The organism is Nonomuraea rubra (genome assembly GCF_014207985.1).
Lineage (GTDB): Bacteria > Actinomycetota > Actinomycetes > Streptosporangiales > Streptosporangiaceae > Nonomuraea > Nonomuraea rubra.
The window spans coordinates 7,277,531-7,292,687 of sequence record NZ_JACHMI010000001.1; the positions used below are offsets into that span (position 1 = coordinate 7,277,531).

Consider the following 15,157-nt stretch of genomic DNA (forward strand, 5'->3'; position numbering starts at 1 on the left):
GCGGCCCCGGACACCGCTCCCGTGCCGCTTCCGCACCACGGCGCCGGCCCGGAGTGCAGGCGCGGCGGCGGCTCGTGCCTCCCGCGCAGCGCCTGCTCTTCGCCCTCATCGAGGCGGTGAAATGAAAGTTTCATGGCTCGTTGACATCGGGAAAGCGCTTTCCTACGGTGTCGCTGTCCGCCGGCACGGACGTGTCCGCTCACCCGGGCGGTGCGTGCGCCGAGGGAGGTCCAGAGCGCTGGAGGGTCGTGGCGGCAGCGACCGTGCGGAGCAGTACGCCATCCGTTGTTCGAAGGAGCAGGTGAACCAGGAATGAGACGAGCAGTCGCGTCCCGACTCCACGCGGTGCTGGCCGCGGTGGCCACCGCGGCCGCGGTCGGCGCGGTCGCCGTGGCCCTGCCGGTGACGCAGGCGTCGGCGGCGGCAGGCAGCGCCACCGGCTACGCGACCGGCAACGGCGGGACGACCGGCGGTGCGGGCGGGCAGACGGTACGGGCCACCACGGGGACCGCGATCCACGCGGCGCTGTGCGGCCGGGCCAGCAGCAGCACCCCGATCACCATCGAGGTCGAGGGGACCATCAACCACGGCAACACCGCCAAGGTGTCGGGCGAGAGCTGCAACACCGCCGCCGGCGTGATCGAACTCAAGCAGATCAGCAACGTCACGATCATCGGGGTCGGCGGCGGGGCCGTCTTCGACCAGCTGGGCATCCACATCCGCGAGGCCAGCAACATCATCATCCGCAACGTGACCGTCCGCAACGTCAAGAAGTCGGGCTCGCCCACGTCCAACGGCGGTGACGCCATCGGCATGGAGAGCGACGTCCGCAACGTTTGGGTCGATCACGTCACCCTGGAGGCCTCGGGCGGGGAGTCGGAGGGCTTCGACGGCCTGTTCGACATGAAGGACAACACCCAGTACGTGACCCTGTCCTACAGCATCCTGCGCAACTCCGGCCGGGGCGGGCTCATCGGATCCAGCGAGAGCGACCTCTCCAACGGTTACGTCACCTTCCACCACAACCTGTACGAGAACCTCGACTCCCGCACACCCCTGCTGCGCGGCGGCGTCGCGCACATCTACAACAACTCCTACACGAACCTCAACGAATCAGGCATCAACTCCCGCGCCGGGGGCCGCGCCAAGGTGGAGAACAACTACTTCAAGGACTCCAAGGACGTCCTGGGCACCTTCTACACCAGCGAGCCCGGCTACTGGCAGGTCGCCGGCAACATCTTCGACAACGTGACCTGGTCCGCCCCGGGCAGCGACAACAACCCGGCCGGGCCCGACCCGCGGTCCAACACCACGGTGAGCGTTCCGTACTCGTACACGCTCGACGGGGCGAGCTGCGTGCCGGACATCGTCCGGCAGACGGCCGGCGCCAACAAGGGGCTGCAGGAGTCGAACGGCAACTGCACACCGCAGACGCCGACAGCCACTCCCACCGTCACCCCCACCGTCACCCCCACCGTCACCCCCACCGTGACGCCGACCGTCACCCCCACGCCCGGCGGGCCCAACCTCAGCCTCGGCGCCGGCTCCGACGGCTCCAGCAAGGCCAGCGGGACGAGCTACGGCAACGTGCGGGACGGCAACCTGAGCACCTACTGGTCGCCGGCGGGCTCGACCGGCGACATCTCGATCAAGTGGGGCTCCGCCACGACGGTCTCCAGGGTCGTCATCCGTGAGGCGCCGGGCTCCGAGGGTGGCATCGGCGCCTGGCAGCTCCTCAACGCCGGCACCGGAGCCGTGCTGAAGTCGGGCACCGGGGCGGGCACCATCACCTTCACCCCGGCCTCGCTGAGCAAGATCACCTTCAGGATCACCGGCTCGACGGGCACGCCGAAGGTCGCCGAGTTCGAGACCTACGCCGGCTAGCGCCCGGCTCGTCCTCAGGCGCCGGGGCGGGAGGCTGCCAGTCCGGCGGCCTCCCGCCCCGGCTCCTCGCGAACAAAGCGCCGCCTCGCCGGCCAACCAGCCAGCCGACGAGTCCGCCCGCCAGCCCACCGACCGCCGGCCCGCCCCCTGACCGGCCCGCCCGTCCGCTGCCCTGTCGGGCTCGCTGACCCTCTGACCGCCGGCCCGCCAGCCCGCCTGCTGGCCACCGACCCACCGACCCACCGGCGCACCGGCTCGCTGGCCCGCTGCCCCGCCCGCCGACGGGACCGTCCGCTGGTCCGGCAGGCCCGGAGCAGAGCCGGGGCCCCGTACGTACGGTCGAGGGGCAGTCAGCGGGCCGCCGCCGGTGTCCGCTTCCTGGAGGCGTAGATGTCGTCGACCAGCCCGTACGTCCGGGCCTGCTCCGCCGTGAAGATGCGATCCCGCTCGATGTCCTTCCTGATCTCCAGCACTCCCCTGCCGGTGTGCCGGGCGAGGATCTCCTCCTGCTGGTCGCGCATCCGCAGGATCTCCCTGGCGTGGATCTCCAGGTCGCTGCCCTGGCCGCGCCCGCCCTCGGTGTGCGGCTGGTGCAGCAGCACCCGCGCGTGCGGCAGGGCTGCGCGCTTGCCGGGCGTGCCGGCCGCCAGCAGGACCGCCGCCGCCGAGGCCGCCTCGCCGATGCAGACGGTGTGGATCTCCGGGCGGACGTACTGCATCGTGTCGTAGATGGCCGTCATCGCGGTGAACGACCCGCCCGGCGAGTTGATGTAGAGGCTGATGTCCTGGTCGGGATCGAGCGACTCCAGCGTCAGGATCTGCGCCATCACGTCGTTGGCGACGGTGTCGTCGATCGGCGCCGCCAGGAACACCACGCGGTCCTCGAACAGCTTGTTGTAGGGATTCATCTCCCTCATGCCGTACGAGGTGCGTTCGCTGAACGAGGGCAGCACGTAACGACCGCTCATGTCAGTTCATCCCTTCGGCGATGTGGTCGACGATCCCGTACTCCAGGGCCTCCTGCGCCGTGAACCAGCGGTCGCGGTCGGAGTCGGCCTGGATGCGCTCCAGCGGCTGGCCCGTGTGGTGGGCGATGATCTCGGCCATCCGCCGCTTGGTGTAGAGCATGTTCTCGGCCTGGATCTGGATGTCGGTGGCCGAGCCTCCGATGCCGCCGAGCGGCTGGTGCATCACGATGCGGGCGTTGGGCAGGGCGTACCGCTTGCCCTTCGTCCCGGCCGTGAGCAGCACCTGGCCCATCGACGCGGCGAAGCCCATCGCCACCGTCTGCACGTCGCACGGAATGAACTGCATCATGTCGTAGAGCGCCAGCCCGGCCTGCACGGAGCCGCCCGGTGAATTGATGTAAAGCGTTATGTCGCGCCGCGGGTCCTCGGCCGCAAGCAAAAGCAACTCCCCGCAGAGCCGGTTGCAAATCTCGTCGTCGACCTCCTGACCGAGAACGACGATCCGCTCCTTGAGCAGGCGCTGGCTGAGCTGGTCAGGCCAGGCTGCGCGCTGGGTCTCCGTCATGACGGGCGCTCCTTTCCATGCGTGCCTTTCTGCGAAAACGCTAGTCCGGGCCGCGTGAAACAAAGAAAGTTTTCGCTGGCGGCGCATTTCTCTTAAAGCGCATTACTCCGACAGCGAATTTCCATCGACATACAATCGCGGATGTGAGAAGGACCCTTCCCCGCCGGTGGGCGTGCCTCGTCCTGGGCGGGGCGCTGCTGATGCCGTACATGATGGTCGGCGTGCTGATCTCCGGCCTGGTGCACGGCGAGTCGGCCAACCTGCTGCTGCCCGCCCAGGTCGGGGTGTTCGCCGCAGTGCTGCCCGTGGTGGCCGTGACCGGGCTGTTCCTGCCGGTGCGCGGGCTGTCGGTGAACGCGGCGCAGGGGCTGCTCGGGGCGCGGGTGGTGACGCCGCCGCGGCAGGCCGGGCGGTCCTGGCAGGAGCGGCGGCGGACGGCCGCCTGGTTCACGTTGCATCTGGCCGTCGGCGGCGTGGCCAGCGGGTTCACGCTGGCGATCGTGCCGTTCACGATGTTCACGCTCGTGCTGCCGGTCACGGGGCGGTCCACGCCGGTGCTCGGCTTCCTCGTCACCCCCGGGTGGAACGCCGTGGCGTGGGCGGCGGGCGGGCTCGCGCTGCTGGCGGCGCTGGTCGCCATGGCCGCCGGCGCGGGTGAGCTGCTGGCGCGGCTCGCTCCCGTCCTGCTCGGCCCCACCCCCGCCGAACGGCTGGCCGCCGCCGAGGAGCACGCCCGTACGCTGGCCGAACGGAACCGGCTGGCCCGCGAGCTGCACGACTCGGTCGGCCACGCGCTCAGCGTCGTCACCCTCCAGGCCGCCGCGGCCGCCCGGGTCCTCGACCGCGACCCCGCCACGGCCAGGACCGCACTCGCCGCGATCGAGCAGTCGGCCCGCACCGCGCTGGAGGACCTGGACCACGTCCTGGGCGTCCTGCGTGACGACCGCGACGAGCGCGACGAGCGGACCAACCGGGGTGACCGCGATGGCCACGACCGCAGCCGCGGCAACAGCGGCAGCGCCGACAGCAGCCAGGCCGACAGCAGCCAGGCCGACAGCGGCAGCGACCGCAGCGGCGGCGGTGGCGGCGGCAGTGACAGCCCTGGCAGCGGCGTTGGCAGCGGTCGTAGCCACGACTCACCCGGAAGCACCGGGCGCGTCTTCGCCGACCGCGCCGACCGTGCCGATCGCGCGGATCGCGCGGATCGCGCGGATCGCGTCGGCCGGGCCAGCCGGGCTGCCCTCGCCCCGCAGGCGACGCTGGCCGACCTCGATGCCCTGGTCGCCGCCTCCGGGGCGCCGGTGCGGCAGGAGGTGGGCGACCTGGCCGGCGTGCCCGCCGTCGTCTCCCGCGAGGCGTACCGCATCCTCCAGGAGGCCCTTACGAACGCGATCAAGCACGGCACCGGCCCCGTCCGCCTGACCGCCGCCGTCGAGGGTGACGACCTGCGCCTGGAGGTCGCCAACGGCGGCCCCAGGGGTACGGGCGACCGTACGGGCTCGAGAGACGCGCGGGCGCGCGGGCGGGAGCGGACCCGCACCGGCGGCAGGGGGGTGGCCGGGATGCACGAGCGCGTCCGGCTGCTGCGCGGCGAGCTGGAGGCCGGCCCCACCGACACCGGATGGCGGGTCTCGGCCCGCCTCCCGCTACGGTCGTCCCCATGACGCTCAGAGTGGTGATCGCCGACGACGAGGACCTCATCCGCACCGGCCTGCGCATCATCCTCGACAGCGAGCCGGACCTGGAGGTGGTCGGCGAGGCCGCCGACGGCGCCGCGGTGCTGCCCGTGGTGCGCAGAGAGCGCCCCGATGTCGTGCTGATGGACGTCCGCATGCCCGCCCTCGACGGCATCCGCGCCACCGAGCGCCTGCTCGCCCTGGACGACCCGCCCAAGGTCCTGGTGGTGACCACGTTCGAGAACGACGACCACGTCTACGACGCCCTGCGCGCGGGCGCCAGCGGCTTCCTGCTCAAACGCACCAGGCCGGACGACCTGGTGCAGGCCGTCCGGCTGGTCGCGACGGGCGAGTCGCTGCTGTTCCCCGCCGCGATCCGGGCCCTGGCGGGCCGCCCGGGCCGCCCCTCCGTACGGGTGCCCGGCATCGACCGGCTGACCGGCCGCGAGGGCGACGTGCTGCGGCTGATGACCAGGGGCCTGTCCAACCCCGAGATCGCCGCCGCGCTGGTCGTCAGCCCGGAGACGGTCAAGACGCACGTGGGCAACGTGCTCGCCAAGCTGGGCGCGCGCGACCGCACCCAGGCGGTGATCGCCGCCTACGAGTCCGGCTTCGTCTCCCCCACCGGCTAGAGGATCCCCGCGGGTGAAGGCGCCCCGCGGGGTGAAAGCGCCCCGCGAGCCGGCGCGAGAGAGAGCCGGGCAAGGGGGCTCACACCTCTAGCCGGGCTAGAGGCTCACCCCTCCCCTCCGCAGCAGCTCGGCGGCCGGCAGCACGGTCGCCTCGGCGGCGGTCAGGCCGGCACCGGCCAGCGCGCGATCGACCAGGTTCAGCCCCACCGCGTATCCCGCCATGTCGGGAATGCCGCGCGGCTCCTGGCCGAACCTCTGCATGGGGCCGTCGCCCAGCACGTACGCGCTCGTGTGCTGCATCCCCTCCAGCCAGAAGTTCGCCGTGATCTTCTCGTAGGCCCGCTCGTACGCCTCCCCGGCCACCATCGCCGACCACGGCCCCATCGCCTCCGGCCCCGACAGCTCGCGTACGAACGCCTCGGCCAGCCCTTCGGCGATCACATGCTCGCCGACCGTCACGGTCACCGGGTTCCACTCCACGTTGGTGAAGCGGACCTTGTGGTGGAACTCGTGCACCGCCAGGTGCCCGATCCGCCCGATCACCTCGTCCAACGGCCAGGCCAGCAGGTACAGCCACTCCGAGCCGCCGCCCATGCCGTAGTAGCCGCCGGACGTGGTCATCAGGTGCTCGTTGCCGGGATCGCCCATCGCGAACATGACCTTCACCACGTCCGGCTGCGCGGCCCCCACCTCGGCCAGCCGCTGCGAGGCCCGCTCCAGCTCGCGCCGCACCTGACCGAGCACGTCCTGCTCGATCATGCGGCGCACGGCCGGCAGGTAGCGCGGGTCCTCGGCGTCCACGCGGAAGCCGCCGCCGTTGTGGTGGATGTCGACGAGATCGCCCGGGATCGGGATGATCGCCCGCGTCGGCGCCATCATCTCCCGCAGCGCGTCGGGCCGCTTGTCCAGCGGCCCCTCCAGCATGGCGGCCATCTCGGCAAGCGTGTCGTGAATGATGATTTCCATGCCGTGGACGCTAAAGCCTCACGTTACGTGAGACTCAAGCGATTAACGGCTCACGGCCAAACGGACTCACAGCCAAACGGGCGCGCAGCCGAGCGGGCGCGCAGCCGAGCGGCCTCACAACCGAGCGGCCTCACAACCGAGCGGCCTCACAGCCGAGCGGCCTCACAGCTGAGCGGGCTCACAAGCGGACAGGCTCACAGCGGCGACTCGTCGCCCGGGTCCTCACCAGGCGAACGTCCCGGCGTGCTCTGCCCACTCTCCGACGGCGACGGCGACTGCGAGGGCGACGGCTGCGGCACCGGCGTCTCCGGAGTCGGCGGCGGCGTCGGCACGAACACCGTCGGCGGCAACTGCCGCGGCTGCTGCTCGCTGTCCTGCCGCCCGAGCAGCAGCAACAGCAGGATCACCGTCACCAGCACGAGCAGCAGCACCAGCGCCAGCGCCGCCAGCAGCACCCGCTTGCGCGTCTCCGTCGGCGGCAGCCGACGCCGGGTCGGCCCCGGCAGCGCCGGCGCCCGGTCGGTCAGCCAGTACGGCACGAAGTCCGGCCCGTGCGCCTCCCCGATGAACGTCCCGCCCACCATGACGGGCTCCAGGAACCGCTCGGCCCCCGGCCGCCCCGGCGCGTACGGCACCGCCACCCACGGCGCCTGCCCCCCGTCGAACGCCAGCACCTCGGGCGCACCCTCCAGCACCGCGCCCCTGGGCCGCCCGGGAAGCCCCAGCCACCCCCGCCTCCCGGCCCGCTCCCTGCCGCCCGCCTCGCGCACCGCCGTGACGAACCGGTCCCGCGCCGCGGCGTCGTAGGCCGCTCCCCGGGTGAGCACCGCCAGCGACACGGCACGCCCGTCGGGCGCCTGGCCCAGGTAGACGAACCCGGCCGGCGCCGTGTGCAGGCGCGCCTGCACCACGTAGGGCCCCAGCCGGGGAGGATCACCGAACTGCAGGGGACTTGCCACGTTTGCCATGAAAGCACAGACGTGGCGTCGTGCACGTTTGCGGCGCGTTTGGTGGAATGGCGTCATGAGCGTCGCCGAAGAGTTGCCAGGCGGAACCGACGCGGCCATGCTGCGTCAGAGTCTCGACGAGGTCCGGCGTGTCATCGTCGGGCAGGACCACATGGTCGAAAGGCTGCTCGTGGCCCTGCTGGCGCGCGGGCACTGCCTGCTCGAAGGCGTCCCAGGCGTCGCCAAGACCCTCGCGGCCGCCACCCTGGCCACCGTCGTGGGCGGCACGTTCGCCCGCATCCAGTTCACCCCCGACCTCGTGCCGAGCGACATCGTCGGCACCCGCGTCTACCACCCCTCCAACGAGAAGTTCGACGTCGAGCTCGGCCCCGTCTTCGTCAACTTCCTGCTGGCCGACGAGATCAACCGCGCCCCCGCCAAGGTCCAGTCCGCGCTGCTGGAGGTGATGGCCGAGCGCCAGGTCACCCTCGCCGGCGTCACCCACCCCCTGCCCAGGCCGTTCATCGTGCTGGCCACCCAGAACCCCATCGAGTCCGAGGGCGTCTACCCCCTGCCCGAGGTGCAGCGCGACCGGTTCCTGTTCCGGGTGCGCGTGCCGCACCCCAGCGCCCACGAGGAGCTGGAGATCCTGCACCGGATGAGCGTCAGGCCGCCCGTCCCCGAGCGGGTGCTCGACCCCGACAAGCTGCTGGCCCTGCAGGAGGCCGCCGAGCAGGTCTCGGTGCACCAGCTCGTCGCCGACTACGTCGTACGGCTCGTCATGTCCACTCGCGCCCCCGCCGAGTACGGCCTGAGCGACCTCACCGAGACCATCGAGATCGGCGTCAGCCCCCGGGCCACCCTCGGCCTCGTCTCCGCCGGCCGGGCCCTGGCCCTGCTGCGCGGCCGCGACTACCTGCTGCCCGACGACGTACGCGACGTCGCCGTGGACGTCATGTCCCACCGCCTGATGCTCACCTTCGACGCCCTCGCCGACGGCGTCGACCCCGAGAGCGTCGTCAAGCAGATCCTCCAGGCCGTCCCCCCGCCCCTCGTCGTCTGGAACCAGAACCGTTGAGCCCCTCCACAGCAGAGCAGGCCCTGCGCCGCCTGGAGCTGACCGTCACCCGGCGCCTCGACGGCCTCCTGCACGGCGCCCACCAGGGGCTGCTGCCCGGCGCCGGCAGCGAGGCCGGCGACAGCCGCGTCTACGTGCCGGGCGAGGACGACGTACGCCGCATGGACTGGAACGTCACCGCCCGCACCACCATCCCGCACGTGCGCGACCTCATCGCCGACCGCGAGCTGGAGACCTGGGCCCTGGCCGACCTGTCGCCCAGCATGGACTTCGGCACCGCCGACACCGACAAGCGCGACCTGGTCGTGGCCGCCGTCGGCGCGATCGGGTTCCTGTCCAGCCGGATGGGCGACCGGTTCGGCGCGCTGGTCATCCACGACGAGTTCGTGCACCGCATGCCCGCCCGCACCGGCCGCCCGGCCCTGTACGGCCTGCTGAACTCCCTCATGGACGCCCCCCGCGGCAGCGTCGTGCCCGACCCGCCCGACCTCGCCGAAGGACTCGAGATCCTCTCGGCCTCCCGCAGGCGGCGCGGCATGCGGCTGGTCGTCTCCGACTTCCTCGACGCCCACCCCGACCTCGACCTCGACGCCGAACGCCCCTGGGAACGCCCCATCAGGCGGCTGGCGGCCCGCCACCAGGTGCTGGCCGTCGAGGTCATCGACCCCCGCGAGCTCGAACTCCCCGACGTGGGCCGCGTCGCGTTCGCCGACCCCGAGACCGGGAAAGTACGCGAAGTGCACCTTTCGTCCAAGATTCGGCGCGCGTACGCGGAGGCCGCCGCCCTGCAGCGCGAGGGCACCCGCCTGGCCCTGCGCCGCGCCGGCATCGCCCACCTCGTGCTCCGCACCGACCGCGACTGGGTCTTCGACGTCGCGCAGTTCGTGCTGCGCCAGCGCCGCATGAGCCACCTCGCCCACCGGAGGCCCACCCCATGACGTTCCTCGCCCCGGGCTGGTTGTGGCTGTTCGTGCTGGTGCTGCTGCTCGTGGCCGGCTACATCCTGGCGATGTTCGCCCGCCGCCGCTACACCGTGCGCTTCACCAACCTGGCCCTGCTCGACCTCGTCGCCCCCGCCGGCCCCGGCTGGCGCCGCCACGTCGCCCCCGCGCTCTTCCTCGCCATGATGTCCCTGCTGGTCATCGGCGCCGCCAAGCCCGCCGACCAGGTACGCGTGCCCCGCGACCGCGCCACCATCATCGTCGCCCTGGACGTCTCCCTGTCCATGGACGCCGACGACGTCCAGCCCAACCGCATCGCCGCCGCCAAGGCCGCCGCCCAGGCCTTCGCCAGGGAGCTGCCCGACCGCTTCAACGTCGGCGTCGTCGCCTTCGCCCGCTCCGCCAACGTCGTCGTCTCCCCCACCACCGACCACCAGGCCGTCGTCACCGCCATCGGCAACCTCACCACCCGCCCGGGCACCGCCATCGGCGAGGCCGTCTTCAACGCGCTGGAGTCGGTGCGCTCCTTCGACCAGCAGGCCGCCACCGACCCGCCCCCCGCCGCCATCGTCCTGCTCTCCGACGGAGACAACACCTCCGGCCGCTCCGTGAACGAGGCCATCGAGGCCGCACAGCAGGCCCGCGTCCCGGTCTCCACCATCGCGTACGGCACCCAGGAGGGCACGGTCAACATCGACGGGCGGCCCGTGAACGTCCCGGTCAACAAGCAGACCCTGCAGTCGCTGTCCGACGGCACCAGCGGCCGTGCCTACGCCGCCGAGTCCGGCAGCGAGCTGCGCGAGGTCTACGAGCAGATCGGCACCTCGCTCGGCTACAAGCTGGTCAACCAGGAGATCACCCAGTGGTTCATCGTGGCCGCCATCCTGGCCGGACTGCTGGTGGCGGGCGCCGCGGTCCTGTTCGGTTCGCGGATCCCGTAACGTTTGGCGACGTGGCCCACTATTTCTCCGAGCAGCCGAGCACCGCGAGCAGGCCGGGCTCCGTCGATCTCGTCCTGCCCGATCTGCACCTGCGGCTGGAGACCGACAGCGGCGTGTTCTCCCCCGAGCGGGTGGACGTCGGCACGCGCGTGCTGCTGGAGAGCGTTCCGCCGCCGCCACAGGAGGGCGATCTGCTCGACCTGGGCTGCGGCTACGGGCCGATCGCGCTGACCATGGCCAAGCGGGCGCCGGCCGCGACGGTGTGGGCCGTCGATGTGAACCGGCGCAGCCTGGAGCTGACCGAGCGGAACGCCCGGGCCGCCGCCCTTGACAAAGTAAGGTCAGTACATGTCGATGAAGTGCCAGATGAAGTGAAATTTCGGGCCATCTGGTCTAATCCTGCGATCCGAATTGGGAAGCAGGCGTTGCACGAGATGCTCACCAGGTGGCTCACCCGGCTGACGCCCGACGGCGTGGCCTACCTGGTCGTCCAGAAACACCTCGGCTCGGACTCCCTGCAGCGCTGGCTCGGCGAGCAGGGCTGGCAGGCCTCCCGCGAGGCCAGCCGGGCCGCCTACCGGATCTTGAAGGTGACCCCGTGAGAAGGCAGCTGCGCCCCACCGACGTCAAGCGGCTCAACCGCACCTGGCGCAGGAACACCGCGAATCGCCTCGGCCTGATCATCGAGTCGGTCACCGGCCCGTTCAACATCGGCTCGATCTTCCGCAGCGCCGCCGCGTTCGGCGTGGACGAGATCTGGCTTGCGGGCAACGCCACGCCGCCCACCAACCCCAAGGCGGGCAAGACCGCGCTGGGCACCGAGCGCCTGGTCACCTGGCACGAGGCGGTGCCGGCCGTGGAGGCGGTCAAGGCGGCCAGGGAGGCCGGCTACGCGGTGCTCGCGATCGAGCTGACCGCCGAGGCCAGACCACTCCACAGGGCGGACCTGGCCCGCGACGTGTGCCTGGTGGTCGGCAGCGAGGACCACGGTTGCTCCCCCGCCCTGCTCGACGCCGTCGACGGCGCCTGCTACATCCCGCAGGTCGGGCGGGTCGGCTCGTTCAACGTGGCGGTGGCCGCGGCGATCGCGCTTGCGGAGGCGCGCCGCCAGGAGTGGCAGAATCTCCCTGATTCGTAACCGAACCGTTCACTCGGGAAGGGCATACTTCAGGACGTGCTGAGCCGCCGATTCGCCTTCCTCGACCATCCGGGCCCGCTGGCCTTCGCCCACCGCGGCGGGGCGGCGGAGGGCGCGGAGAACACCGCCGCCGCGTTCGAACGGGCGGTCGCGCTCGGCTACACCTACCTGGAGACCGACGCGCACGCCACCTCCGACGGCGTGCTGCTGGCCTTCCACGACCACACGCTCGACCGGGTGACCGACCAGCGCGGCCGCATCTCGGAGCTGCCCTACCGGGCGGTCAGGCGGGCCCGCATCGGCGGCGTGCACGAGATCCCGCTGCTGGAGGACCTGCTCGGCACCTGGCCGGAGATCCGGTTCAACATCGACGTCAAGGAGGCGGCCGCCATCGCCCCGCTGGCCGAGGCGGTCAGGCGCACCAACGCCTACGACCGGATCTGCCTGACCTCGTTCTCCGACGAGCGGCTGGTGCTGGCCAGGGCGGCGATCGGCAGGGAGGTGTGCTCGGCGCTCGGGCCGCGCGCCGTGGCCGCGCTGCGGGCCGCCGCGACCACCTCGGGTTACGGCCGCCTGCTGGCCCGGCTGTCGCGCGCCGGGGTGCCGTGCGCGCAGGTGCCGGTGGGCTTCCGCGGCCTGCGGGTCACCACCCGCCGCCTCATCCGTACGGCACACGCCATCGGCATGCAGGTGCACGTGTGGACCATCAACGACCCCGCCCGCATGGAGCAGCTGCTCGACCTGGGCGTGGACGGCATCATGACCGACAACGTCACCGGCCTGCGTGACGTGCTGGAGCGCCGGGAGCTGTGGCATCCCGGCAGCCTGGCCGCCTGACAGCGGCATCCCCCTACGCCGTAAGAGGAGCGATCCGTCACCATGCCCGTACCCGCACCCCCCGCGGTTCTCGACGACTCCCCCGGAGCGCGCCGGCGCGAGCAGCGCGGCTGGTACTTCTACGACTGGGCCAACTCCGCCTTCTACACGGTGGTCATCTCGGTCTTCCTCGGCCCGTACCTCATCCCGGTCGCCAAGACCGCGGCCTGCGCCAAGGACTTCCCGTCCGTGGAGCCCGGCAGGTGCGTGGACACCTTCGACCAGCTCGCCGCCGCCAGCCCCGGGCTCGGGTACGTGGACGTGCTGGGCGCCGACATCAGGCCGGCCGCGTACTTCGGCCTGATCACCACGGTCGCGGTGTTCCTGCAGATCGTGATCCTGCCGATCGTGGGCGCGCTGGCCGACCACACCGGCCGCAAGAAGGAGATGCTCGGCGTCTTCGCCTACGCCGGAGCGCTGGCCGCGCTGTGCCTGTTCTTCGTCGAGGGCGACCGGTACCTGCTCGGCGGCGTGCTGTTCATCCTGGCCAACCTGGCCTACGGCGCCTCCATCGTGGTCTACGACTCGTTCCTGCCGCAGATCTCCACTCCGGAGGAGCGCGACGGGGTCTCCTCGCGCGGCTGGGCCATCGGTTACCTGGGCGGCGGCCTGCTGCTGGCCCTCAACCTGGTGCTCTACCTGCAGTACGAGAGCCTGGGGCTGACCCAGGGCATGGCGGTGCGCATCTGCATGATGTCGGCGGGCCTGTGGTGGGCCACGTTCACGATCATCCCGCTGCTGCGGCTGCGCAACCGGCCGGTGCCGGCGCACGAGACGACGGCGCTGCGCTCGGTCGGCGGCAGCTTCCGCCAGCTCGGCCGCACCCTGTCCGAGCTGCGCCGCTACCCGCTGACGCTGCTGTTCCTGGTGGCCTACCTGGTCTACAACGACGGCGTGCAGACGGTCATCGGCAACAGCGCGGCGTTCGCCTCCGAGGCGCTCAAGCTGCCGCAGGAGGTGCAGATCACGGCGATCCTGATGGTGCAGTTCGTGGCGTTCTTCGGGGCGCTGCTGCTCGGCCGGCTGGCGCGGAGTTTCGGCACGAAGCGTACGGTGCTGGCGAGCCTGGTGTTGTGGACGGCGATCGTGGCGATGGCCATGTTCGTGGCCGAGGGGCAGGCGCTGCAGTTCTACCTGATGGCGTTCGCGATCGCGATCGTGCTGGGCGGCACGCAGGCGCTGTCGCGCTCGCTGTTCTCGCAGGTGATCCCGAAGGGGCGGGAGGCGGAGTACTTCAGCCTGCTGCAGATCAGCGACAAGGGCTCGGCGTTCATCGGCTCGCTGACGATCACGCTGGCGCTGCAGTTCACCAACAGCTACCGGATCGCGATCCTGTCGATGGTCGTCTTCTTCGTGCTCGGTTTCGTGCTGCTGGCCATGACGAACCTGCCCAAGGCCATCCGCGCGGCCGGCAACGAGGTCCCCGCCCGCGTCTAGGCGCCCGGCTCGCCGGCCCCTGCCGCCAGCACCATCGTGCCGGGCCCCTGCGCCGCCCCGGGCCCGGCCACGGCCGTCACCGTGTCGGCCGTGACCTCGCCGCCGCAGTGCGGGCACGTGACGACGGGCGTGAACTGCTCGCCGCACGAGTGCACGAGCAGCGCGGGCGGCCCGCCGGGCGGGGTGGCCCAGCGGTCGCCCCAGGCCATCAGCGTCATCAGGGCGGGCACGATGTCGCGCCCGGCCCGCGTCAGGACGTACTCGTGGCGTGGCGGCCGTTCCTGGTAGGGCCGCTTCTCCACCACCCCGGCCGCGACCAGGTGCTCCAGCCTGCGGGTCAGCAGGTTGCGGGAGATCCCCAGGTCCTCCGCCAGGTCGTCGAACCTGCGCAGGCCCAGGAACAGGTCCCGCAGGATCAGCGGCGTCCACGGCTCGCCGATGACGCCGACGGCCTGGGCGATGGAGCAGTGCATCTCACCGAACCTGTTCACGGAACCCAGGATAGTGGGTTGATAAAGTGAACTCATGACAGTTCACATTCAGGACTCACCCGCGCTCGCGTACCGGCGGGCCGGCGAGGCGCACGATCTCGCCGCGCTCGCCGCCACCCTGTCCGAGGACGTCGTCTTCCACTCGCCGCTGTCCGCCACGGCCGAGTTCCGGGGCAAGGAGCAGGCGGTCCAGCTGTTCTCCGTGGTGTTCGACGTGCTGTCGGACCTGCGGTACCACAGCGACGTGGGCGACGACCGGACGCGCGCGCTCACGGCGACCGCAAGGCTGGGCGACAGGGAGATCCACGAGGCCGCCATGGTCGAGGTCGGCGAGGACGGGCTGCTCAGGGAGATCACGCTGTGGATCCGGCCGCTACCGGCGCTGACCGCGCTGATGGCCGCGCTCGGTCCGGGGCTGGCCAGGGCCGCGGGCAGGCCGGCCGTGTCGCTGCTGGTCGCGGCGGCGGTCAAGCCGCTGGCCGCGATGACCGCGCTGGGCGACAGGACGCTCGTCCCGCTCGTGACCCGTGCTCGCTGATCCAAAGAGAGAGCACCGCTCTTGACATCGGTGCGCCAAATAGAGAGCATTGCTCACACAACGGAGCAACGCCCTCTTG

16 protein-coding genes are annotated in these 15,157 nt (G+C 71.6%); 11 read left to right on the plus strand and 5 right to left on the minus strand.

The features are described from left to right. The first annotated feature begins 312 nt into the window (after positions 1-312). A complete protein-coding gene (locus tag HD593_RS33165) occupies positions 313-1,884 on the plus strand; it encodes a pectate lyase family protein (RefSeq protein WP_185105893.1) in 1,572 nt (523 codons plus the stop codon). Positions 1,885-2,234: 350 nt separating this feature from the next. On the opposite strand, the gene HD593_RS33170 is transcribed toward HD593_RS33165, so the two are convergent. Next, on the minus strand, positions 2,235-2,852 hold the full coding sequence (locus tag HD593_RS33170; protein ID WP_185105894.1) for an ATP-dependent Clp protease proteolytic subunit: 618 nt from the start codon (positions 2,850-2,852) through the stop codon (positions 2,235-2,237). A gap of 1 nt (position 2,853) precedes the next feature. Then, entirely contained in the window at positions 2,854-3,417 is a 564-nt protein-coding gene (locus tag HD593_RS33175; protein WP_185105895.1) for a ClpP family protease, read from the minus strand. A gap of 143 nt (positions 3,418-3,560) precedes the next feature. Between HD593_RS33175 and HD593_RS33180 the strand changes: the two genes are divergently transcribed. Together HD593_RS33180 and HD593_RS33185 are read left to right on the plus strand one after the other, a co-directional pair. Continuing rightward, on the plus strand, positions 3,561-5,081 hold the full coding sequence (locus HD593_RS33180) for a sensor histidine kinase (protein WP_185105896.1): 1,521 nt from the start codon (positions 3,561-3,563) through the stop codon (positions 5,079-5,081). After that, on the plus strand, positions 5,078-5,725 hold the full coding sequence (locus HD593_RS33185) for a response regulator transcription factor (protein ID WP_185105897.1): 648 nt from the start codon (positions 5,078-5,080) through the stop codon (positions 5,723-5,725). The genes HD593_RS33180 and HD593_RS33185 overlap by 4 nt, the downstream gene beginning before the upstream one ends. Before the next feature lie 96 nt (positions 5,726-5,821). Here the strand turns inward: HD593_RS33185 and HD593_RS33190 are convergent, their stop codons facing one another. Beyond that, on the minus strand, positions 5,822-6,691 hold the full coding sequence (locus HD593_RS33190) for a DUF2268 domain-containing putative Zn-dependent protease (RefSeq protein WP_185105898.1): 870 nt from the start codon (positions 6,689-6,691) through the stop codon (positions 5,822-5,824). 194 nt (positions 6,692-6,885) lie between these two features. After that, complete coding sequence (locus HD593_RS33195; protein WP_185105899.1) at positions 6,886-7,659, minus strand: hypothetical protein; 774 nt, start codon at positions 7,657-7,659, stop codon at positions 6,886-6,888. 55 nt (positions 7,660-7,714) lie between these two features. Here HD593_RS33195 and HD593_RS33200 point away from each other — a divergent pair, with 55 nt between their 5' ends. From HD593_RS33200 to HD593_RS33230, 7 genes are read left to right on the plus strand one after another with little or no spacing between them, the layout of a single operon-like run. After that, the gene (locus HD593_RS33200; protein ID WP_185105900.1) at positions 7,715-8,716 is read left to right on the plus strand and encodes an AAA family ATPase; all 1,002 of its coding nucleotides are present in this window, start codon (positions 7,715-7,717) and stop codon (positions 8,714-8,716) included. Further along, positions 8,713-9,654, plus strand: a complete 942-nt coding sequence (locus HD593_RS33205; protein ID WP_185105901.1) for a DUF58 domain-containing protein — start codon at positions 8,713-8,715, stop codon at positions 9,652-9,654. Before HD593_RS33200 ends, HD593_RS33205 begins: the two co-directional genes overlap by 4 nt. Next, positions 9,651-10,598 carry a VWA domain-containing protein gene (locus HD593_RS33210; protein ID WP_185105902.1) on the plus strand — a complete coding sequence of 316 codons (948 nt, stop codon included), beginning with the start codon at positions 9,651-9,653 and terminating at the stop codon, positions 10,596-10,598. The genes HD593_RS33205 and HD593_RS33210 overlap by 4 nt, the downstream gene beginning before the upstream one ends. 11 nt (positions 10,599-10,609) lie before the next feature. Continuing rightward, positions 10,610-11,200 (plus strand): class I SAM-dependent methyltransferase, encoded by a 591-nt coding sequence (locus HD593_RS33215; protein WP_185105903.1) that lies wholly within the window; start codon positions 10,610-10,612, stop codon positions 11,198-11,200. Continuing rightward, positions 11,197-11,736 (plus strand): TrmH family RNA methyltransferase, encoded by a 540-nt coding sequence (locus HD593_RS33220; protein WP_185105904.1) that lies wholly within the window; start codon positions 11,197-11,199, stop codon positions 11,734-11,736. The genes HD593_RS33215 and HD593_RS33220 overlap by 4 nt, the downstream gene beginning before the upstream one ends. 39 nt (positions 11,737-11,775) lie before the next feature. Beyond that, positions 11,776-12,573, plus strand: coding sequence for a glycerophosphodiester phosphodiesterase family protein (locus tag HD593_RS33225; RefSeq protein ID WP_221526215.1), 798 nt, complete (start codon positions 11,776-11,778; stop codon positions 12,571-12,573). Between the two features lie 42 nt (positions 12,574-12,615). Continuing rightward, positions 12,616-14,049: an MFS transporter gene (locus tag HD593_RS33230; protein WP_185105906.1), complete on the plus strand. Its 1,434-nt coding sequence runs from the start codon at positions 12,616-12,618 to the stop codon at positions 14,047-14,049. Here the strand turns inward: HD593_RS33230 and HD593_RS33235 are convergent. Continuing rightward, positions 14,046-14,540 carry a winged helix-turn-helix transcriptional regulator gene (locus tag HD593_RS33235; protein ID WP_312903873.1) on the minus strand — a complete coding sequence of 165 codons (495 nt, stop codon included), beginning with the start codon at positions 14,538-14,540 and terminating at the stop codon, positions 14,046-14,048. The genes HD593_RS33230 and HD593_RS33235 overlap by 4 nt on opposite strands. 34 nt (positions 14,541-14,574) lie before the next feature. On the opposite strand from HD593_RS33235, the gene HD593_RS33240 reads away from it, so the two are divergent. Then, positions 14,575-15,078 (plus strand): nuclear transport factor 2 family protein, encoded by a 504-nt coding sequence (locus HD593_RS33240; protein WP_185105907.1) that lies wholly within the window; start codon positions 14,575-14,577, stop codon positions 15,076-15,078. Positions 15,079-15,157: the final 79 nt, after the last annotated feature.